Origin of the sequence: Streptomyces pseudovenezuelae (assembly GCF_001513955.1) — a bacterium.
GTDB classification, from domain to species: Bacteria; Actinomycetota; Actinomycetes; order Streptomycetales; family Streptomycetaceae; genus Streptomyces; species Streptomyces pseudovenezuelae.
Window position 1 is genome coordinate 566,467 of the sequence record NZ_KQ948148.1, and the last position, 19,769, is coordinate 586,235.

General features: G+C 73.1%; 18 protein-coding genes. 4 read left to right on the top strand and 14 right to left on the bottom strand.

The window, feature by feature from the left end; genetic code table 11:
* Positions 1 to 591, bottom strand: a complete 591-nt coding sequence (locus tag AQI94_RS22940) for a TetR/AcrR family transcriptional regulator (protein ID WP_031049958.1) — start codon at positions 589 to 591, stop codon at positions 1 to 3.
* On the bottom strand, positions 588 to 2,105 hold the full coding sequence (locus AQI94_RS22945; RefSeq protein WP_031049953.1) for a 3-hydroxyacyl-CoA dehydrogenase: 1,518 nt from the start codon (positions 2,103 to 2,105) through the stop codon (positions 588 to 590). The genes AQI94_RS22940 and AQI94_RS22945 overlap by 4 nt, the downstream gene beginning before the upstream one ends.
* A gap of 160 nt (positions 2,106 to 2,265) precedes the next feature.
* On the opposite strand from AQI94_RS22945, the gene paaN reads away from it, so the two are divergent.
* Positions 2,266 to 3,957 carry a phenylacetic acid degradation protein PaaN gene (gene paaN, locus AQI94_RS22950; RefSeq protein WP_031049951.1) on the top strand — a complete coding sequence of 564 codons (1,692 nt, stop codon included), beginning with the start codon at positions 2,266 to 2,268 and terminating at the stop codon, positions 3,955 to 3,957.
* 206 nt (positions 3,958 to 4,163) lie between these two features.
* On the opposite strand, the gene AQI94_RS22955 is transcribed toward paaN, so the two are convergent.
* The 3 genes from AQI94_RS22955 to AQI94_RS22965 are packed head-to-tail and all read right to left on the bottom strand — an operon-like array spanning position 4,164 to position 7,236.
* Positions 4,164 to 4,910, bottom strand: a complete 747-nt coding sequence (locus AQI94_RS22955) for a TrmH family RNA methyltransferase (protein WP_031054454.1) — start codon at positions 4,908 to 4,910, stop codon at positions 4,164 to 4,166.
* The gene (locus tag AQI94_RS22960; RefSeq protein ID WP_062229908.1) at positions 4,907 to 6,253 is read right to left on the bottom strand and encodes an HTTM domain-containing protein; all 1,347 of its coding nucleotides are present in this window, start codon (positions 6,251 to 6,253) and stop codon (positions 4,907 to 4,909) included. The genes AQI94_RS22955 and AQI94_RS22960 overlap by 4 nt, the downstream gene beginning before the upstream one ends.
* Positions 6,250 to 7,236 (bottom strand): DUF5819 family protein, encoded by a 987-nt coding sequence (locus tag AQI94_RS22965; RefSeq protein ID WP_031051320.1) that lies wholly within the window; start codon positions 7,234 to 7,236, stop codon positions 6,250 to 6,252. Before AQI94_RS22965 ends, AQI94_RS22960 begins: the two co-directional genes overlap by 4 nt.
* A 389-nt stretch (positions 7,237 to 7,625) precedes the next feature.
* Here AQI94_RS22965 and AQI94_RS22970 point away from each other — a divergent pair, with 389 nt between their 5' ends.
* A complete protein-coding gene (locus tag AQI94_RS22970; RefSeq protein ID WP_031051316.1) occupies positions 7,626 to 8,768 on the top strand; it encodes an acyl-CoA dehydrogenase family protein in 1,143 nt (380 codons plus the stop codon).
* Between the two features lie 279 nt (positions 8,769 to 9,047).
* Here the strand turns inward: AQI94_RS22970 and AQI94_RS22975 are convergent, their stop codons facing one another.
* The 5 genes from AQI94_RS22975 to AQI94_RS22995 form a co-directional block, all read right to left on the bottom strand.
* On the bottom strand, positions 9,048 to 9,377 hold the full coding sequence (locus AQI94_RS22975; protein ID WP_031051313.1) for a rhodanese-like domain-containing protein: 330 nt from the start codon (positions 9,375 to 9,377) through the stop codon (positions 9,048 to 9,050).
* Positions 9,378 to 9,433: 56 nt separating this feature from the next.
* Complete coding sequence (locus tag AQI94_RS22980) at positions 9,434 to 10,249, bottom strand: J domain-containing protein (RefSeq protein WP_062229909.1); 816 nt, start codon at positions 10,247 to 10,249, stop codon at positions 9,434 to 9,436.
* Positions 10,250 to 10,445: 196 nt separating this feature from the next.
* A complete protein-coding gene (locus tag AQI94_RS22985; protein WP_079062555.1) occupies positions 10,446 to 11,969 on the bottom strand; it encodes a DUF2252 domain-containing protein in 1,524 nt (507 codons plus the stop codon).
* Positions 11,970 to 12,053: 84 nt separating this feature from the next.
* Positions 12,054 to 12,686: a response regulator transcription factor gene (locus AQI94_RS22990; protein WP_031054378.1), complete on the bottom strand. Its 633-nt coding sequence runs from the start codon at positions 12,684 to 12,686 to the stop codon at positions 12,054 to 12,056.
* Positions 12,687 to 12,703: 17 nt separating this feature from the next.
* The gene (locus tag AQI94_RS22995; RefSeq protein WP_208611852.1) at positions 12,704 to 14,020 is read right to left on the bottom strand and encodes a sensor histidine kinase; all 1,317 of its coding nucleotides are present in this window, start codon (positions 14,018 to 14,020) and stop codon (positions 12,704 to 12,706) included.
* A gap of 164 nt (positions 14,021 to 14,184) precedes the next feature.
* Between AQI94_RS22995 and AQI94_RS23000 the strand changes: the two genes are divergently transcribed.
* Together AQI94_RS23000 and AQI94_RS23005 are read left to right on the top strand one after the other, a co-directional pair.
* Complete coding sequence (locus tag AQI94_RS23000; protein WP_031047952.1) at positions 14,185 to 15,087, top strand: ABC transporter ATP-binding protein; 903 nt, start codon at positions 14,185 to 14,187, stop codon at positions 15,085 to 15,087.
* Positions 15,081 to 17,576 (top strand): ABC transporter permease, encoded by a 2,496-nt coding sequence (locus AQI94_RS23005; protein ID WP_031047950.1) that lies wholly within the window; start codon positions 15,081 to 15,083, stop codon positions 17,574 to 17,576. The genes AQI94_RS23000 and AQI94_RS23005 overlap by 7 nt, the downstream gene beginning before the upstream one ends.
* A gap of 58 nt (positions 17,577 to 17,634) precedes the next feature.
* Here AQI94_RS23005 and AQI94_RS23010 read toward each other — a convergent pair whose 3' ends face one another.
* From AQI94_RS23010 to AQI94_RS23025, 4 genes are read right to left on the bottom strand one after another with little or no spacing between them, the layout of a single operon-like run.
* Positions 17,635 to 18,195: a GNAT family N-acetyltransferase gene (locus AQI94_RS23010; RefSeq protein ID WP_031047947.1), complete on the bottom strand. Its 561-nt coding sequence runs from the start codon at positions 18,193 to 18,195 to the stop codon at positions 17,635 to 17,637.
* Positions 18,196 to 18,243: 48 nt separating this feature from the next.
* A complete protein-coding gene (locus AQI94_RS23015) occupies positions 18,244 to 18,759 on the bottom strand; it encodes a cysteine dioxygenase (RefSeq protein WP_031047945.1) in 516 nt (171 codons plus the stop codon).
* Positions 18,756 to 18,959: a hypothetical protein gene (locus AQI94_RS44070; protein ID WP_031047943.1), complete on the bottom strand. Its 204-nt coding sequence runs from the start codon at positions 18,957 to 18,959 to the stop codon at positions 18,756 to 18,758. The genes AQI94_RS23015 and AQI94_RS44070 overlap by 4 nt, the downstream gene beginning before the upstream one ends.
* Positions 18,959 to 19,744, bottom strand: a complete 786-nt coding sequence (locus AQI94_RS23025) for a thioesterase II family protein (protein WP_158806275.1) — start codon at positions 19,742 to 19,744, stop codon at positions 18,959 to 18,961. The genes AQI94_RS44070 and AQI94_RS23025 overlap by 1 nt, the downstream gene beginning before the upstream one ends.
* Positions 19,745 to 19,769 lie beyond the last annotated feature (25 nt).

Here is a 19,769-nt window from a genome sequence, read left to right on the forward strand (position 1 = left end):
TCAGGACGCCCTGCGCAGTCCACCGAAGATCAACTGGGCCACGGCGTCGGCCACTTCGCGTTCGTTCATGCCCCGGCCGTCCGGGCGGTACCACTCCACGATGGAGTTGATCATGCCGAAGACCAGGCGGGTCGCGAGGCGCACCTCCACGTCACCGCGCACGTCGCCGTCCGCGGCCGCCGCCTTCAGGAGTTCGGCGACCCGGTGGTCGAAGTCGCGGCGGCGCTCCAGGGCCCACCGCTCGGTGTCCGTGTTGCCGCGCACCCGCAGCAGCAGGGTGACGTAGGGGAGTTCGGCGATCAGCACCTCGACCATGCGCCGCACGACGTACTCCAGGCGGCCGGAGGCGCGACCCACGCGCGCGTGCTCCTCGTCGAGGATGCCGAAGAGACCGTCCAGGGCCCGGCTGACGGCCCGGCGCAGGAGCTCCTCCTTGCCGGACACATGGTGGTAGATCGACGACTTGGAGATGCCCGCCGCCTTGGACAGGTGCTCCATGGAGGTGCCGTCGTAGCCGCGTTCGTTGAAGACCTGGACGGCGACGGACAGCAGCGTCTCCGGCGTGTACGTGTCGCGCTTGGCGGTCGTCATGAGGTGCTGCCCTCCCGCTTGTCGGAGGCGTACGCGTGCCGGTACAGCGCCAGCGAGGGCGCGTACCGGCCGGACGGGTCGCGCAGGTGCAGGTCGTCGAGGAGGGCGTAGGCCCAGTTGCGGCCGAGCCTGCGGCTCCACTCGAAGGGGCCCAGCGGGTAGTTCACCCCGAGCCGCATGGCGGTGTCGATGTCCTCGCGGGTGGCCACGCCCTTGGCGACGGCGTCGTGCGCCAGATCGACGATCCGGGCGACGGTACGGGCGACGATCATGCCGGGTACGTCCCCGATGACGCTGACGTCCTTGCCGAGCGCCTGGAAGAGCCCGGTGGCCTCGGCGAGGGTCTGCTGCGAGGTGTCCTGGGAGGCGGACAGCGCGATGCGCGTGGCCTTGCGGTAGTCGAGCGCGAGGTCGAAGTAGACGACGTCCCGGAACTCCACCGACGTCTGCCCGTCGGCGAGCGCGAGCTGGCCGCCGCTCGGCAGGACCAGACGGCTGCCGTGGTCCTCCTCGTCCTCGCGGACCTGGATGCCCGCCTCGCGGATCAGCGCGAGCAGTTCGGACGCGGGGCCCAGATCACCCTCGGCGACGACGTACGCGGGCGCCTGGGCCGGCTCCGCGGTGTGCGGATCGTCGCGCTCGGCGCCGTCCGTGTAGTCGTACCAGCCCCGCCCGCTCTTGCGGCCGAGCCGGCCCGACTCGACCAGGCGCTGCTGGGCCAGCGAGGGCGTGAAGCGCACGTCCTGGAAGAAGGCGCGCCACACGGAGTGCGTCACGGACTCGTTGACGTCCTGTCCGATCAGGTCGGTCAGTTCGAACGCGCCCATCTTGAAGCCGCCGCACTCGCGCAGGACCGCGTCGATGGTGGCGGGCTCGGCGCCCTGGGTCTCGTGGACCGCGAACGCCTCGGCGTAGAAGGGCCGCGCGATGCGGTTGACGATGAAGCCGGGGGTGTCGGCGCAGGCGACCGGCGTCTTGCCCCACGCGCGCGCCGTCTCGTACGCGCGCGTGGCCGACGAGACCTCGGTGGCGAACCCGGAGACGACCTCGACCAGCGGCAGCAAGGGCGCGGGGTTGAAGAAGTGCAGGCCCACGAAGCGGCCCGGGTGGCGCAGGGCGCCGGCGACGGCCGTCACCGACAGGGAGGAGGTGTTGGTGGCGAGCAGGCAGTCCTCGCCCACGACGTCCTCCAGCTCCCGGAAGAGCTGCTGCTTGACGTCCAGCCGCTCCAGGACGGCCTCGACGACCAGGGTGCAGTCCGCGAGGTCGGTGAGCTGCTCTGCGGCCACGAGACGGGCGAGCGCGGCGTCCCGGTCGGCGGCGGTCAGCCGGTCCTTCTCGACGAGCCGGTCGAGGCGGGCCCCGATCGCGTCGGCCGCCTCCCGGGCGCGGCCGGGGACGGCGTCGTGGAGCCGCACAAGATGCCCGGCGACCAGCGCGACCTGGGCGATGCCCTGGCCCATGGTGCCGGCGCCGACGACGGCCACGGGGCTGCTGAGGTCGAGTCCTGTCATGTGCGCGATCCTCCCGCACGGGGTTTTCCACAGATGCGGCGGACCCCCTTGTCCCGACCGATCGTTCGGTTACTCTATCCCTGACCGGCCGTTCCTGCCCCCATTTCTGCCCAGGTCATGAGCTCGACGAAGAGTTCGACAGACGAGGAGTTGGTCCCGCATGGCCGCCGAACTGACCGCCCACCAGCTGATCGCCGCGCACCGGCCCACCCTCGACCAGGCGCTCGAAGCGATCCGCACCCGCGCGTACTGGTCCCCGCACCCGGAGCACCCCAAGGCCTACGGCGAGCACGGCAGCCTCGACATGGCGGCGGGCAAGGCCGCCTTCGACGCCCTGCTGGGCACCCGCCTCGACCTCGGCCAGCCGGGCACGGACGGCTTCGTGGGCGGCGAGATCTCGCCGTACGGCATCGAGCTGGGCGTCGAGTACCCGCACGCGGACCTGGACGTGCTGCTGCCCGCGATGAAGGCGGGCCAGAAGGCCTGGCGGGACGCGGGCGCCGAGATCCGCGCGGTGGTGTGCCTGGAGATCCTCAAGCGGATCAGCGACCGGACCCACGAGTTCGCGCACGCCGTCATGCACACCAGCGGCCAGGCCTTCATGATGGCGTTCCAGGCGGGCGGCCCGCACGCGCAGGACCGCGGCCTGGAAGCGGTGGCGTACGCGTACGTGGAGCAGGTCCGCACCCCCGACACCGCGGAGTGGACCAAGCCGCAGGGCAAGCGCGACCCGCTCGCGCTCACCAAGCAGTTCACACCGGTCCCGCGCGGGATCGGCCTGGTCATCGGCTGCAACACCTTCCCGACGTGGAACGGCTACCCGGGCCTGTTCGCCTCCCTGGCCACCGGCAACGCGGTCCTGGTGAAGCCGCACCCGCGCGCGGTGCTGCCGCTCGCGCTCACGGTCCAGGTGGCGCGGGACGTCCTGGGCGAGGCCGGCTTCGACCCGAACCTGATGGCCCTCGCCGCCGAGCGCCCCGGCGAGGGGATCGCGAAGACCCTGGCCACGCGCCCCGAGATCCGGATCATCGACTACACCGGCTCGACGGAGTTCGGCGACTGGCTGGAGGCCAACGCCCGCCAGGCGCAGGTCTACACGGAGAAGGCCGGCGTCAACACGGTGCTCGTGGAGTCGGCCGGCGACTACAAGGGGATGCTCTCCAACCTGGCCTTCTCGCTGTCCCTGTACAGCGGCCAGATGTGCACCACCCCGCAGAACCTGCTGATCCCCCGGGACGGCATCCGCACCGACGAGGGGCCCAAGACCTTCGACGAGGTGGTCTCCGACCTCGCCCGCTCGGTCGACGGCCTCCTCGGCGACGACGCCCGCGCGAACGCCCTGCTGGGCGCGATCGTCAACCCGGACGTCAAGGCACGCCTCGAAGCCGCGGGCGGTCTCGGCGAAGTCGCCCTGGCCTCGCGGGAGATCGCCAACCCGGAGTTCCCGGGCGCGGTCGTGCGCACGCCGGTCGTGGTGAAGCTGGACGGGGCCAAGCCGGACGCCGAGGCCGCCTACATGAGCGAGTGCTTCGGGCCCGTCTCCTTCGCCGTCGCGGTCGACTCGGCGGCCGACGCGGTGGAGCTGCTGCGGCGCACGATCCGCGAGAAGGGCGCGATGACGGTCGGCGCGTACACCACCGACGAGGAGTTCGAGCAGGCCGTCCAGGAGGTCTGTCTGGAGGAGGCCGCGCAGTTGTCGCTGAACCTCGTCGGCGGGGTGTACGTCAACCAGACGGCCGCGTTCTCCGACTTCCACGGCTCGGGCGGCAACCCGGCGGCCAACTCCGCGCTGTGCGACGGGGCGTTCGTCGCCAACCGCTTCCGAGTGGTCGAGGTGCGCCGGGAGGCCTAGGCCTGTCCGGCGGGGCCGGCCGGATCCGGGGGTCCGCGCGCTTCTGTGCTCCGGTGCGCGGGGGCCGGCGCGTCGAGGTGCGCGGCGGAGGGGCCGGCAGCGCGGGGCGTCGGCAGCCGACGACAACGCGGCAGGCCGGCGTGCCGGACCCCGCGCCTGAGCCTGCGACTGCGGCCGCGGCCGCGCCATGATCCGCGGCACAGGCCCTAGGAGCCGCCGAGGCTCCAGTGGTACAGGGTCATCGCCACGCTGGTCGCCAGGTTGTAGCTGGAGACCTGGGGGCGCATCGGCAGCGCCACCAGATGACCGGCCCGCGCGCGCAGTTCGGGCGACAGCCCGCTGCGCTCCGAGCCGAAGGCGAGGACGGCGTCGTCCGGGAGCTTCACGCCCCGGATGTCGTCGCCCTCCGGGTCCAGGGCGAAGACCGGCCCGGGCGGCAGCTCGGCGACCGTCAGACGCTCCACCGCGGTCGCGAAGTGCAGGCCCGCCCCACCGCGCACGACGGTCGGGTGCCAGGGGTCGAGCGTGCCCGTGGTGACCACACCGGTCGCCCCGAAGCCCGCGGCCAGCCGGATCACCGCCCCCGCGTTGCCGAGGTTGCGCGGGTTGTCGAGGACCACCACGGGGGCGGTGCGCGGGGTGTGCGCCAGCTTCTCGAGGTGGGCCGCCCGGGACGGCCGTACGGCCAGGGCCGCGACCGCCGTGGGATGCGGGCGCGGCACGAGGGAGGCGTACGCGGGCTCCGGGATCTGGGTCAGCAGCGCGTCCAGGGTGTCCCGTACGTCCGGCGCCAGCTCCTCGGCCAGGGCGAGCGCGGCGCCCCGGTCGACGGCGACCGCCACCGGGACCTCGGCGCCGAAGCGCACGGCGTGCTTGAGGGCGTGGAAGCCGTCGAGCAGCACGCAGGTGTCGGCGAGCCGGTGCCACAGGCTCACAGGATCGGGACCGGTCATGCGGGGAAGCCTACGTGCCGGTGACCGGGGTTCTCGGGGTCGCCGGGGTTGTCGCCGGGACGGTGGGCCGGGCGCGGGGGCCCCGCGGATCCCGGGTCCGTCGGCGGGCCCGGCCGACCGGGAGCCCGGTGTCCCTCAGGGGCGGGTCGTCCCTTCGAGCTCCTCCGTCCGAGCGGCCCCGCTCCCGGGCCGCCCCCGCCCGCCAGGCGCGCCCACAGCCGGCCACGCGCGCGTGCGGCCCCGTCGCCGAGCCGGCGAAGGAACGAGGTCGGCAGGAACACCGAGTCGGCGGCGATCATGGCCAGCGAGAAGAACGGCAGGCCGAGGACGACCGCGATCACCGCGTGCTCGGTGATCATCGCCGCCAGGAGGACGTTCTTGACGCGCCGGTTGAACAGCGTGAACGGGAAGGCGACCTGCACGGCGACCGTGCCGTAGGTCACCAGCATCACCATCACGCCGTTGGCCGACAGCAGGTCGGCGAGGGCGGGCCAGGGCGAGAAGGACTCCAGGTGGAGGGGGTAGTAGACGGCGGTGCCGTCCTGCCAACGGGTGCCCTGGATCTTGTACCAGCCCGCCGTCGCATAGATCAGGCAGGCCTCGGCCATGATCACGAGCAGGGCGCCGTTGTGGACGATGTTGGCGACGACGTCGAGCATGATCCGCGACTGCCCGGACCGGGTGAACCGTCCGACCACCCACCACAGGGCCTGCGCCAGCCACAGGCCCCACAGGATCGCCGGGACGACCCAGTCGCCGCTCAGCCTGTCCAGGAAGGCCGCGGACACCAGCACGAGCCCGAGGACGCCCCACAGGGCCGGCCCGACGCGGTCCACGACGTGCTCTCCACGCGCGCGTGCCTCCCGCGTGCGCCGGGCCCGCCGCTCGTCCAGCGACCAGACCTGGCCGCAGCGCGTGAAGACCAGGTAGATGCACATCAGATGCAGGACGTTGTCGCCGCCGTCACCCATGAAGATGCTGCGGTTCTGGAGCGAGAGCACGCCGACCATGAAGACCACGGACATCGTCCGGGTGCGCCAGCCGAGCAGCAGCAGGACGCTCGACAGGACGGCGAGCACATAGACCGTCTCGAACCAGAACTGTCCGTCCGACCACATCAGGGCCGTGAACGCGCCGTTGAGCGAGATCAGCTGCTCGGCGAGGTTCCAGTTCCACGGACCGTCCGGGCCGTACAGTTCCTGGCGGTGCGGGAACTCGCGCAGCAGGAACAGCAGCCAGGTCGCGCTGAAACCGATCCGGACCATCGCGGCCTGGTAGGGGCCGAGGGCGGCCTCGGTGACGCGGGCGATGCCGGTGGACACCGCCAGGGCGAATCGGTTCACCGGGCGCTCCCCTGGCTGTCGTCCGCCGTCACGGCCCACCAGGGCAGCTCGCGGTAGACCGGCTGCACCGAGACCTTCTCCTCGCTCCACTTCGGCGGGGGCACGTTGGAGGTCCTGGAGCGGACCTGGACGCTCACGAGGACGCCGCCCCGCGCGGTCACGTGGTCGCGCTCCAGACGCAGCACCACGATGTGGCGGAGATACGTCCCGGACAGGGTGCCGCGCAGGCCGACCGGGCGGTTGTCGGCGTCGTGGGTGGCGACGAAGAGGTCCCAGGAGCGGCGCAGCTCGTTCTGCCGGGTGTGGCTGGGCAGCAGATTGCCGTCGATGGCCCGGCCGTCCTGGGCGGACAGGTCGTACCAGCCCGTCGTACGGCTGCCGCCGTCGGCGCTCCGTATCCGGGCCCGGACCTGCACCGCGATGTCCTGCTGGAGGGGGTTCGGCGCGAAGAGCTTCCAGTTCTGCTCGAACTCCGGATAGACCCAGTCGTCGACCGCGCCGCCGTGCCGCTTGGTCACCGTGTTCGAGGGGGCGACGTGCAGGAACACCATCCCGATGTGCACACAGACGGCGATCGCCACGACGGCGAGCGCCAGGGCCACCCCGGTCTGGTAGCGGAGGGAGAGGGCGGCCACGCCGGTACGGGGCTCGGGGTCGGTGGTTCGGTGGGGGGAGGCGTCCGGCGAGGGGGCGGCCGGACGTGTCGCGGAGGGGCGGGGGTCCGTCGGCTCGGAGGGGCGGGGGTGGGCGGGCTCGGCGTACGGATCGCGCGGGGCCGACCGCACCTCGGCGGGCACACGGTCCTGCGCGGGAACCTTCGCCCGCGGCTCGACGGCCGCTTCCGGCTCACCCGGCGTCCGCGGACCGTCGGCCCCGTGAAGCCCGTCCGTCTCCTGCGGCAGCTCCGGCTCAGGGGCATCGCCCGGCTCGCTCGCGGCGCCCGGTCCTCGCCGGGCGTTCGAGCCTCCGTCGTACGCGTCCATTCCGCCCCGTTCCCGATTCCGGTCCGTCCACCGCCGCCCGGCCGCAGACGGCGGCGCCCGGTGGCCGGCGCCCGCACCCGCCTCGCCGCGGTGGCTCGCACCGGCACGGTACTCAGGCCGGACCGCCCCGCACAGCCCCTGTGGACCGGCCCCACCGTGGCCGTTCTCACTCCCGCCCCGGTTTTCCACAGGCCGCCCCCTGGGTTTTCCACAGCGGTTGACACCTTACGGCGCCCGGCAGACGATCGAATCGCATGAACCGAACGATCGGTAGGGAGTACATTCCGGCGGAACCCTGGAGCCCGTTCCCTTCTTCTAGAACCTGTTCTATCTTGACGGACCGTCAGATCAGCTGACCGATCTGCCGACCCGTCGGAAGGACAGGGACCGTGGACTTCACCTTCAGCGAGGAGCAGCAGGCGGCGGCCGAGGCGGCCCGGGGGGTGTTCGCCGATGTCGCGCCGGACGCGGTGCCCTCTCCGGCACTGACCACGGGTGCCGTGGCCGACGAGTTCGACCGCGCGCTGTGGGCAAGGCTCGCCGACGCGGATCTGCTGAGTCTGCTGGCGGCTCCGGAGTACGGCGGGGCGGGCCTGGACGCCGTCGCGCTGTGCCTGGTGCTGCGTGAGTCGGCGAAGGTGCTGGCTCGGGTGCCGCTGCTGGAGAACAGTGCGGCCATGGCGGCCGTACAGGCGTACGGCGGGCCGGAGTCGAGGGGGGAGTTGCTGGAGCGGGCCGGGCGCGGGGAGGTCGTGCTGACGGTCGCCGCGAGCGGCCGCACGGGGCATGATCCCGCCGAACTCGCCGTCACCGCACGACAGGAGGAGGGGGAGGACGCCGACTGGATCCTGGACGGAGTACAGACGGCGGTGCCGTGGGCCCACGACGCGGACTTCGTCGTCGTCCCGGCGCACACGGCCACGGGCCGAACCGTCCTCGCACTGGTGCCCCGGGTTCATGACGGGGTCGCACTCGGCGAGCAGTTCTCCACCAGTGGGGAGCGGCTGGGCGAGCTGCGTCTCGACTCGGTGCGGATCGCCGCGCGGGACGTGATCGACGTCGAGGGCGCGTGGGAGTGGCTGCGGGATCTGCTGACCACCGGGACCTGTGCGCTGGCGCTCGGGCTGGGCGAGCGGGTGCTGCGGATGAGCAGCGAATACACCAGCGAGCGGGAGCAGTTCGGGTTCCCGATCGCGACCTTCCAGGCCGTCGCCGTGCAGGCCGCCGACCGTTACATCGACCTGCGCGCGATGGAGGTCACGCTGTGGCAGGCCGCGTGGCGGATCGCCTCGGGAGCGCGGGGAGCGCTGCCGGTCGCGGGAGATGTCGCCGTGGCGAAGATCTGGGCCTCCGAGGGGGTGCGGAGGGTGGTGCAGACGGCACAGCACCTGCACGGCGGGTTCGGCGCCGATGTCGACTACCCCCTGCACCGGTACCACGCCTGGGCCAAGCATCTGGAGCTGTCGCTCGGTCCGGCGGCGGCACACGAGGAGGCGTTGGGGGATCTGCTGGCGGCGCATCCCCTGGGCTGACACCGAACCGCCGCCGCCCTCGATCACCGAGCTGTCGGCACGTCGACCTCCAGGATCCCGCCGGCCCGTTGCGGGATCCGCGGGGGCCGGGACATGAGCGAAAGGGGCGGCGTCGGGGTCGGGTGTCCCCGACCAGGCCGAACCAGGCGGCCGCGTCAGGCATCCCGCACCAGGCGCGCCAGCCCCGCACCCGGCATTCGCCACCAGGCGCCCGCCCTGCGGAGGGACCGATCAGGAGGGACCGATCAGCAAGCCACGATCAGGAGGGCTACGGAGGGGCTAGAGCACGAAGCCCGGCCGGCCGTCGTCCGTCACCACGGGGCGGCCCGCCTCGGCCCACAGCTGCATCCCGCCGTCCACGTTCGCGGCGTCGATGCCCTGCTGGGCCAGGTACATCGTGACCTGCGCCGAGCGACCGCCGGACCGGCAGATCACGTGGACCCGGCCGTCCTGCGGGGCGGCCTCGGTCAGCTCGCCGTAGCGGGCCACGAACTCACTGATGGGGATGTGCAGCGCACCTTGGGCGTGACCCGCCTGCCACTCGTCGACCTCACGGACGTCCAGCAGGAAATCGTCGTCCTTGAGATCCGTGACCTGGACCGTGGGCACACCAGCACCGAAATTCATGAGGCCGACGCTACCTGACGCCCCGAGGGCGCGGCCGGTCACTCCTGTGCGAGCAGTTCCCCGAGCTCCGCCTCACGCGTGGAAACGTCGGTCAGGAGCTTCTCGGCGATCTCCTCCAGCAGGCGGTCCGGGTCGTCCGGCGCCATCCGGAGCATCGAGCCGATCGCGCTCTCCTCCAGCTCCCGCGCGACCACCGAGAGCAGCTCCTTGCGCCGGGCGAGCCATTCGAGGCGGGCGTAGAGCTCCTCGCTGGGGGTGGGTCCCTGCTCCGGAGGCTTGGGACCGGCGGCCCACTCCTCGGCCAGTTCCCGCAGGAGAGGCTCGTCGCCGCGGGAGTAGGCCGCGTTGACCCGGGTGATGAACTCCTCGCGCCGCGCCCGCTCGGTGTCGTCCTGGGCGAGGTCCGGGTGCGCCTTGCGAGCGAGCTCGCGGTAGAGCTTGCGGGCCTCGTCGCTGGGGCGCACCCGCTGCGGGGGCCGCACCGGCTGCTCGGTGAGCATCGCGGCGGCCTCCGGGAACAGGCCCTCCCCGTCCATCCAGCCGTGGAACAGCTCCTCGACACCGGGCATCGGCATCACCTGGGCGCGGGCCTCCTGGGCCTTGCGCAGATCCTCGGGGTCGCCGCTGCGGGCGGCCCTGATCTCCGCGATCTGCGCGTCCAGCTCGTCGAGACGGCTGTACATCGGGCCGAGCCTCTGGTGGTGCAGGCGGGAGAAGTTCTCCACCTCGATGCGGAAGGTCTCCACCGCGATCTCGTACTCGATGAGCGCCTGCTCCGCGGCCCGCACGGCCCGCTCCAACCGCTCCGTACCTGCGGCGGCTGTGCCGTGGGGGTCAGCTTCCGGGGACGTCATCCGAACAGCGTAACCGTGCCGACCGGGGCCGGACGCCAACCGGGGTGACAGCCCGGGCGCGCCGGACAGGAGAGGTGCCGAGACGCCGGACAGCGTGTCGGGCGTACACAGGTCCCCGTCGGGGCGATGTGTGCCCACCCCGGCCGGAGACCTACCGCCCTCACATCTCACACCCCGGCTGGACCGCGGCTGCTCCTCAGACCCCCGTCTCCGCCGCGACCCTCCCCGCCCGGATCCCCGTCATCAGGTCCGCGTGGTCCGCCTCCGTGCGGTCGGCGTAGGTGACGGCGAAGGTGGCGACGGCCTCGTCGAGTTCGTCGTTCTTGCCGCAGTAGCCGGAGATCAGCCGGGGGTCGGCGCTGTGCGAGTGGGCGCGGGCCAGGAGGGCGCCGGTCATGCGGCCGTAGTCGTCTATCTGGTCGGCGGAGAGGGCGGCCGGGTCGACGCTGCCCTTGCGGTTGCGGAACTGGCGCACCTGGAAGGGGAGGCCGTCGACGGTCGTCCAGCCCAGCAGGATGTCGCTGACGACCTGCATCCGCTTCTGGCCGAGGACCACCCGGCGGCCCTCGTGGTCGACCGGCGGCACGTCGAAGCCCGCGGTGACCAGGTGCGGCAGGAGGGCCGAGGGCCGCGCCTCCTTGACCTGGAGGACCAGCGGTTCGCCGCGGTGGTCCAGCAGCAGGACGACGTAGGAGCGGGTGCCCACGCTGCCCGTGCCGACAACGCGGAACGCCACGTCGTGCACCGCGTGGCGGGCCAGCAGCGGGTGACGGTCCTCGGAGAGCGTGCTCAGGTAGTGCTCCAGGGACGCGGCCACCGCCGCGGCCTCCTCGTCGGGCACCCGGCGCAGCACCGGCGGGGCGTCCACGAAGTGCCGGCCGCCGTCCTCCGTGAGCTCCGTCGACTTCGCCGCGAAGCGCCCGCTGGTGTTGGCCCGCGCCTTCTCCGAGACCCGCTCCAGCGTGCCGACCAGGTCGTGGGCGTCGGTGTGGGAGACGAGTTCCTCGTCCGCGATCGCGTTCCACGCGTCCAGCACCGGGAGCTTGGCGAGCAGCCGCATGGTGCGCCGGTACGCGCCCACCGCCCCGTGCGCCGCCGCGCGGCAGGTGTCCTCGTCGGCGCCGATCTCCCGGCCCGCGAGGACCAGGGAGGCGGCGAGCCGCTTGAGGTCCCACTCCCAGGGGCCGTACACCGTCTCGTCGAAGTCGTTCAGGTCGATGACCAGGTCGCCGCGGGCGTCGCCGTACAGGCCGAAGTTCGCCGCGTGCGCGTCACCGCAGATCTGGGCGCGGATCCGGGTCATCGGGGTCCGGGCCAGGTCGTAGGCCATGAGGCCGGCCGAGCCGCGCAGGAAGGCGAACGGCGTGGCCGCCATCCGGCCCACCCGGATCGGCGTGAGCTCGGGCAGGCGGCCCCGGCTCGACTCCTCGACCGCCTCGACCGCGCCGGGGCGCGAGATGTCCAGGTCCAGCGCCGCGTGGGCACTGCGCGGGACACTCTCCCGCAGCGCCTTGCCTTCCTTCTTGGGCGAGCCCTCGACGGGCCACTGGGCGAAGCCGCGCACCCGGGGACGCCGCCGGGCGGAACCGGGGCCCGCGTCGGCTGCAGCCGCGGCCGGCACCTGCCGCGCCCCGGCCTCCTCGCCGTCCTGTGCCCCGACCTTCGCCTCCACACCGGCATCGGCCACAGCGACCGCCTCCCCCGTGACTCGCAAGAACATCAACTCGTGCCGACCGTACAACCACCAGCCGAAACGCGTCAGACCCTGTGGACAACTCCACGGCTGTGGAAAACGCCCAGCCCCTCACGCCCGCAGGTACGCCAGCACCGCCAGGACCCGCCGGTGCGTCTCCTCCGCCGGCGGCAGGTCCAGCTTCGTCAGGATGCCGCTGATGTGCTTGCCGACCGCGGCATCCGAGACCACCAGTTCCCGGGCGATCGCCCCGTTGGACTTCCCCTCGGCGATCAGCGCGAGGACCTCCCGCTCGCGCGGGGTGAGCCGCTCCAGCGGATCACGGCGCCGGCGCAGCAACTGGCGTACGACTTCGGGGTCCACGACCGTCCCCCCGTCCGCGACCTCGCACAGGGCGTCGACGAACTGCTCGACCTGGCCGACCCGGTCCTTGAGCAGATAGCCGACTCCGGTGCCGTCTCCGGAGTCGAGGAGTTCGGAGGCGTAGGCCCGCTGCACGTACTGGCTGAGGACCAGTACCGGCAGGCCGGGGCGCCGCTCCCGCAGGCGGACCGCCGCGTGCAGCCCCTCGTCCTGGAAGCCGGGCGGCATACGGACGTCCGTCAGGACGATGTCGGGGCTGTGCTCCTCGACCGCGACCAGCAGGGCCTCGGCGTCGCCGACCGCCGCGACGACCTCGTGACCGCAGCGGCCGAGCAGGCCGATGAGCCCCTCGCGCAGCAGCACGCTGTCCTCGGCGAGCACGACCCGGAGCGATCGCGTTACGCCGTCACCCCGTTCGTCCCCCGTGCCTCGGCCGGTTCGGTCACCTCGCAAGGGAACTCCACACGCAACAGGGTCGGACCACCCGGCGGACTGGACAGGGAGAGTGTGCCATCCAGGACCGACACCCGGTCGGCGAGTCCGGTCAGCCCGCTGCCCGCCGAGACGTCCGCGCCGCCGCGGCCGTCGTCGCGCACCTCCAGCAGCAGCCGTCCGCGCGCGTGGCCGCCGCGCACCTCGGCGCGGCCCGCCCCGCTGTGCTTGGCCACGTTGGCCAGGGCCTCGCAGACCACGAAGTAGGCGGCCGCCTCCACCGCCTGGTCGAGCCGCCCCGGTACCGACAGATCGACGTCGACCGGGACGACGGAACGGTCCGCGGCGTCGGCGACGGCGGCCGTCAGACCGTAGTCCGCGAGGACCTTGGGGTGGATGCCCTGGATGAGTTCGCGCAGCTCGGCCAGGGCCCTGCCCGCCTCGTCGTGGGCCTTGGCGAGCTGCTCGGCGAGCGGTCCGGCCGGGGCGTCGAGACGGGCCAGGCCGAGGGCCATCGTCAGGGCCACCAGGCGTTGTTGGGCGCCGTCGTGCAGATCGCGTTCGATACGCCTGCGCTCCGCCTCGAAGGCGTCCACCAACCGCACGCGTGACCGGCTCAGTTCGACCACTCGGGCGTCCAGCTCACGGTCACGCGACGCGATCAACAACCGCGTCAGCCCGGCCCGGGCACCCGCGACAACCCCCAGCACGTACAGCCCCGCCGCCAGGAGCAGCAGCCCGAGTACCGCCACCCCGAAGGCCGTCGGCCAGGTGGTGACCGTCCATTGCTTGAGCACCTTCGCCTCCCGGCCGTCCCCGACCGTGGCCATGAGCAGCGGGACGGCGGCCATGGAGACCGGAACGAGCAGCGCGACGGTGACCGCGAGGGCGTCGACCGGCCAGAGCAGCACGGCGTACAGCAGGGTGTACCCGAGTTCACGCCAGGTCGCCTGTTCCTTCAGCCGTGTCGTCAGCCAGGCCCGCAGCCCCGTGGCGGTGGGCTCCCGGTGCGGATCGGGTACCGGGTCCGCGTCGACCAGGCGCAGCCGCCGCCGTTCCGTGCGCGCGACCACGACACCGGACAGCGCCAGCATGACGAGCAGCGGCAGTCCCACGAGTACGGCGGTGAGCGCCCCGCCGGCCACCGCCAGCGTCCCGATCCCCACCAGCACGACCGGGCCGGCCACCGCACCGCTCAGCAGGTAACCGACCGAGCGCCAGGGCCACGCCGACAGCAGGAAGCCCGGCCGGGAGATCGCCTGCCACACATTCCGAGGATGCATGCGGATCACCGTAGAAGCGCGGTGCGGGACCGGGCCATGGGCCAGGACGGAGGAGCGGGGGTAGGGCCGGCCCTACCCCAGGTCTCGGTCCCGCCGCACTGCGCCCGGGCGTCCTCGAACGGTTTGGTGGGAGCCACCGAAGACACCGGACGAGCGGGGGACCCATGACCACCGACGCCATCAGCCTGCGATCCGTCAGCAGGACATACGGCAACGCATCCGGCGGCGCATCCGGGAGGGCGTCCGGGTGGGCCTTCGGCCGGACGCGCCACCAGGACAGCCGGCGCGCCTCACCCGACGACACCACCGTGACCGCACTCCACGACGTCACCCTCGCCTTCCCCCGCGGCACCTTCACCGCCGTCATGGGCCCTTCCGGCTCCGGCAAGTCGAGCCTGTTGCAGTGCGCCGCGGGCCTGGACCGGCCCACCTCGGGCTCCGTCACCCTGAGCGGCACCGAGCTCACCACGCTCAGCGAGACCAGGCTGACCCTGCTGCGGCGTGAGCGCATCGGGTTCGTCTTCCAGGCGTTCAACCTGCTGCCCTCGCTCACCGCCGAGCAGAACGTCGCCCTGCCGCTCAGGCTGGCCGGCCGGCGCGTTCCGAAGGCCCGCATCCGCGAGGTGCTCCAGCAGGTCGGTCTCGCCGAGCGGGCCCGGCACCGCCCGACGGAGCTGTCCGGCGGCCAGCAGCAGCGCGTCGCCCTGGCCCGTGCCCTGGTCACCCGCCCCGAGGTCCTCTTCGGTGACGAGCCGACCGGCGCCCTGGACTCGCGGACCGGCCGCGAGGTACTCGCCTTGTTGCGCGCCACGGTCGACCGGGAGGGCCAGACCGTCGTCATGGTCACCCACGACCCGGTGGCCGCGTCCTGTGCCGACCGGGTGGTCTTCCTCGTCGACGGCCGGGTCACCGGCGATCTGGCCGGCGCCGGCCCCCATGACATCGCCACCCACATGGCCACCCTGGAGGCCGCGCCACCAGCCCGACCGACCGCACTTGTCTCACCGCGTCCCACGCCTCACCCCGCGCCCGGCACCGGGACCCGCCCGGAAGGCCGGCCGTGCTGACCATCGCCCTCCACACCCTCCGCGCCCGCTGGTCCACCTTCCTGGGCACGTTCGTCGCCCTGTCCCTCGGCGTCGCCCTGCTCGCCGTGATGGGCCTGGCCCTCGCCTCCTCGCTGGACGCGCCGGAGCGGCAGCCCGAGCGGTTCGCTCTCGCACCGGTCGTCGTCCAGGGCCGGAACACCCTGAGCGTGCCGACCTCGACCGGCGCCCATGTTTCACGTGAAACACGCCAACTCGCCCACCCGCACGCGGTGTCCGAGGCTGCCGTGGCCACCCTGAAGAAGCTCGGCACGGTCATCCCGGACCGCTCCTTCCCGGTACACGCCGAGGGCGGCCCCGGTCAGCTCGTCGGCCACCCCTGGTCCACCGCCGCCTTCGCCCCGTACGAGATCACCGGGGGCCGCGCACCCCGCACCGCGGACGAAGTGGTCGTCACCGGAGACTGGACGCGGCCCGGCAACCGGCTGCGCACCGACCACGGCACCGTGCGGGTCGTAGGGACCCTTCGCTCCCGGGGCTTCGAGACCGCCGTCTTCTACACCGACGCCCGCGCCGCCCAGTTGTCCCCGAGGAGCACCCAACTCGTGGTGGAGGCAGCCGCACGAGACGTACGAGAAGCGCTGGAAGGCGAATCCGTCCACGTCCTCACCGGAAGCGCCCGCCGTCTCGCCGACCCCGATCCGGACCGCGACCGGGAGGCGCTCACCGCGATGAACGCCCTGTTCGGCACCGCCGGCGGAGTCACCGCCTTCGTGTCGGTGTTCGTCGTGGCGTCCACCTTCGCCTTCGCGGTCGCCCAGCGGCGCCGGGAGTTCGGCCTGCTGCGCACCGCGGGAGCCACGCCCGGGCAGATCCGCCGGACGGTGTGCGCGGAGGCGCTGCTGGTCGGCGTCCTCGCCTCGGCCACCGGCTGTGCGCTCGGCTCGTACGGCGCCCCGCACCTCGCGGCCCGGGTGGTCGACGCCGGCCTCGCACCGGGCTGGTTCACCCTCGGGGATGCCACGTGGCCGTATCACCTGGCCTTTTGGACGGGTCTGCTCGTCGCGCTGCTCGGGGTCGTCGCCGCGTCCTGGCGGGCGGGCCGCACCGGTGCCGTCCAGGCACTGCGCGAGGCCTCCGTCGATGCCAGGGCGATGACTTGGGGCCGCCTGCTGTCCGGAGCCGGGCTGCTGCTGACCGCCGCGGTGACACTGGCCCTGGCGCTGGTCACCGACCCGGGTGAGTTGCTGCACCGCAAGACGTACGTCAGCCGTCCGATGCTGCTGATCACCGCGATCGCGCTGCTCGCGCCGGTCCTGGTGCGGCCGCTGACCCGGCTGCTCGCCTGGCTGCCCGCCCAGCTCCCGGGCGCGGGAGGGATGCTGGTGCGGGAGAACGCGGCCGCGGGAGTGCGCCGTACGGCAGCCGTGGTGGCCCCCGTCCTGGTCACCGTCGCCCTCACGGGCTCGCTGCTGGGCGCGACGGCCACGCTGAACGCGGCCCAGGTCGCCGAGGCCCGCGCGCGGACCACGGCCGACTTCGTGGTCGTGCCTGCCGGGAGCGACCGCCTCGGCGAGAGCACGGGCACCGCCCCCGCCGAGGGCGCGGGCTTCGACGCGCGCACCCTCCGAAGGCTCCGCACGGTCCCCGGCGCCACGGTCTCCGCTAGTTCGTCGAGCGCCGTCTTCGTCCTGGAGGACGGCGTGGCCCTCATCAGGTCCGAGGCCCGCGCCGCCGAGGCCGCGCCTCTCGCCGCGACCGCGCACCTCCCCCTGGCCGCAGGCACGGTGAGCGACCTCGACGACGGGTCGATCATCGTCAACGAGGAGTGGCAGCGGCACACCGTCGGACAGACCGTGGACGTGTGGCTCGGCGACGGCACCAGGAAGTCGCTGCGGATCGCCGCGGTGATGACGACCGGCACCGGCGACAACGGCGTCTACCTCACCCCGGCCAACGCCCCCGGCGCCCAGGTCGACCGTGTGGACGTCACCCTCGCCGCCGGTGCCGACCCGGCTGTCGTGGCCGGCGCCCTGCGCGAGGCGGGCGGACACGTCCTCACCAGGGACCAGTGGCTGCGCGCGACCCACCCCGGAACCGACCGGACCACCTGGTACGGCTTTGTGCTGGTGCTCGGCATCGCCCTGCTCTACACCGGCATCTCACTGGCCAACACAATGGTCATGGCGACCTCGGACCGGGTGCGCGACCTGGCCGTGCTCCGCCTGGCCGGGGCCACCCGCCGACAGGTGCTGCGGCTGGTCGGCGCCGAGGCGCTGACGGTCGTGGCGGTGGGCGCCGTGCTCGGACTCCTGGCCGCCGGGCTCAACCTGGCCGGGGTGCGGGGAGCGCTCGGCCTGTTGTCGGTGCGCTCCTCCGTGCGGATGCCGTGGCCGGAGCTCGCGGTGGTGGGCGGAGCCTGTGCGGTCCTCGCCGTGACCTTCTCGGTCCTCCCGGCCGCCTGGGCGATGCGCCGCGGGGCCGTGGCACCGGTCGGCACGGGGGAGTGAGCGAGACCTCACAGGGTGTGCCGCACCACCGCGGACGCCCCTCCTCAGCGGGGGACGGTCACCCCGGTCGCCCTGCGGACGGGGATCGCAGTCCCCACGTCTGCAGGGCGTAGGGCCGCCCCTTCTCCTCCCCCTCGATCAGCGGCACGTCCAGCAGGCTGAAGCCCGCCTTGGTGGCCACGGCGACGCTGGCGGCGTTCTCGGCCTCCAGCTCCAGGATCACCTGCTCCACGCCCACCTGCTCGAAGGCATACGCGGCCATCACCCGCACCGCCCGGGCGGCCAGTCCCTGGCCGCGGTGCGCCGGGCCGACCGCGTAGCCGATCTCCGCGCCCTCCGGAGCGCGCCGCAGCATCACCTCGCCGAGCGGCACGCCCCCGTCGACGGTGATGGCGAGCAGGATGGTCGTGCCCTCCGCCCGCATCCGTCGGTCCCGCTCCAGCCGGGCGCGAGCGGCCGCCTCGTCGAAGGGCGAGACGATCGGCGTCCAGTACGCGATGTCGGGATGATCGAACAGATCCGGCATCGCGGCCAGGTCCGCTTCCGTCCAGTCACGCAGGACGAGCCCTTCCCCTGTGAGTTCGATCCGATCGGGAAACGGTGACGTGCTGCTGCTCATGGTGCGGAACCTCCCTGGCTCGTGGGACGAGGCAGCATAACGATGTGCTCATCGGCTCAACGGGCGGGCGGCCCGCGCTGCCGTTGCTCCGGCGAGTTCGGCCGCGCAGGTGTGCATGGGCATCTCGGTGAGGCCCGGGTGGTAGACGTGCAGACTCGCCGCCGGCTCCAGCGTGTCGTTGACCACCTCGTGCACGTAGCCCGGCGCGAACACCCGCTGCGCTCCCTGCGACAAGGCGCGCATGCCGCGTCCCGTCCGCTCGGTCAGCGTGCCCACCAGGACGGTCAGCACCCCGGAGGAACGACCGTGGTCGTGCAGCCCGCTGCCCTGCCCCGGCAGCCAGGACAGCAGCCATGCCTGGTAGCCCGGACCGGTGCGCAGCAGGTGGTTCCAGCGCGTGGTCGCGTCGTACGCCACGAGGTGCTCCCACTGCGCGCGGTCGGCCGCGATGGAGCAGGCCAGGCCGGCGAACTCGGCGACCGTGCCCGGATGCTGCCGCGAAGGCTGCAGGAGGTGCGGGACCGCGAGGATGTCGCCGGCGATCTGGAGGTCGCTGTCGCTCACGCACCGACCGCCGGGATCGCTGTCAGCCGGACCGCGGCGGGCCTGGCGGCTGTCACGGACTCCGGGGCCCGCGCCTCGGCCGGGAGGTCCGCGGTGACGGCGGCCGTGCGGGAGGGGACCGTGAGCGGACCGTCGTCGAAGGTGACGAGGTGGGCACAGCACCGGGCCAGCGTCAGGCCGGCGGCTTCCATGGTGTTCATCACTGTTCCTTTCGTTCGGGGCGGTCCAGCTCGGCGCGGACCGTGTCCACCAGCGCGGTCCGCGCGCTGTGCACGAAGAAGTGGTCGCCGGGCAGGACATGTCGGGTGAAGCCGCCGGTCGTCTGCTCGTGCCAGGGGGCCACCTGGTCGGGCGGCACCTCCCGGTCCTGCGTCCCGGCGAAGGCGACGACGGGGCACCCGAGCGGCGGCTCTGGCCGATGCGTGTACGTCTCGACGACCGAGAAGTCCGCGCGGATCGTCGGCATGAGCAGTTCGAGCAGCTCCGGTTCGGCGTACACGTCCTCCGGGACGGCGCCCAGGTCGCGCAGCCTGGCCACCACCACGTCGTCCGGCTGGTCGTGAATCAGCGGCAGTCGGCGCGGGAGCTGGGGTGCGGGGCCGCCGGAGACGAACAGGACGCGCGGCTCGGCGGCACCGCGGCCGCGCAGCGCCCGGGCCAGTTCGAACGCCAGGAGGGCGCCCATGCTGTGCCCGAAGAGCGCGTAGGGAACGTCGAGTTCGCCCTCCAGCGCGGTGGCGAGCGCCTGGACCAGCGGCTCGGCCTGTGCGAAGGCGTTCTCGCTCCAGCGGGTCAGCCGGCCCGGCAGTTCGACGGGGCAGACGTCGATGTCGTCCGGGAAGAGGGCGGGCCAGGCCGCGTAGGCCGAGGCACCCCCTCCGGCGTACGGGAGGCAGAAGAGACGGACGGACGGTGCGGCCGGGCGCCGCGCGCCCACGATCCAGCCGTGGGCACGCGTCGCGCGGGTGGCTGCGGTTCGGTTCACGTGGAGGTCTCCGTGACAGATCGGC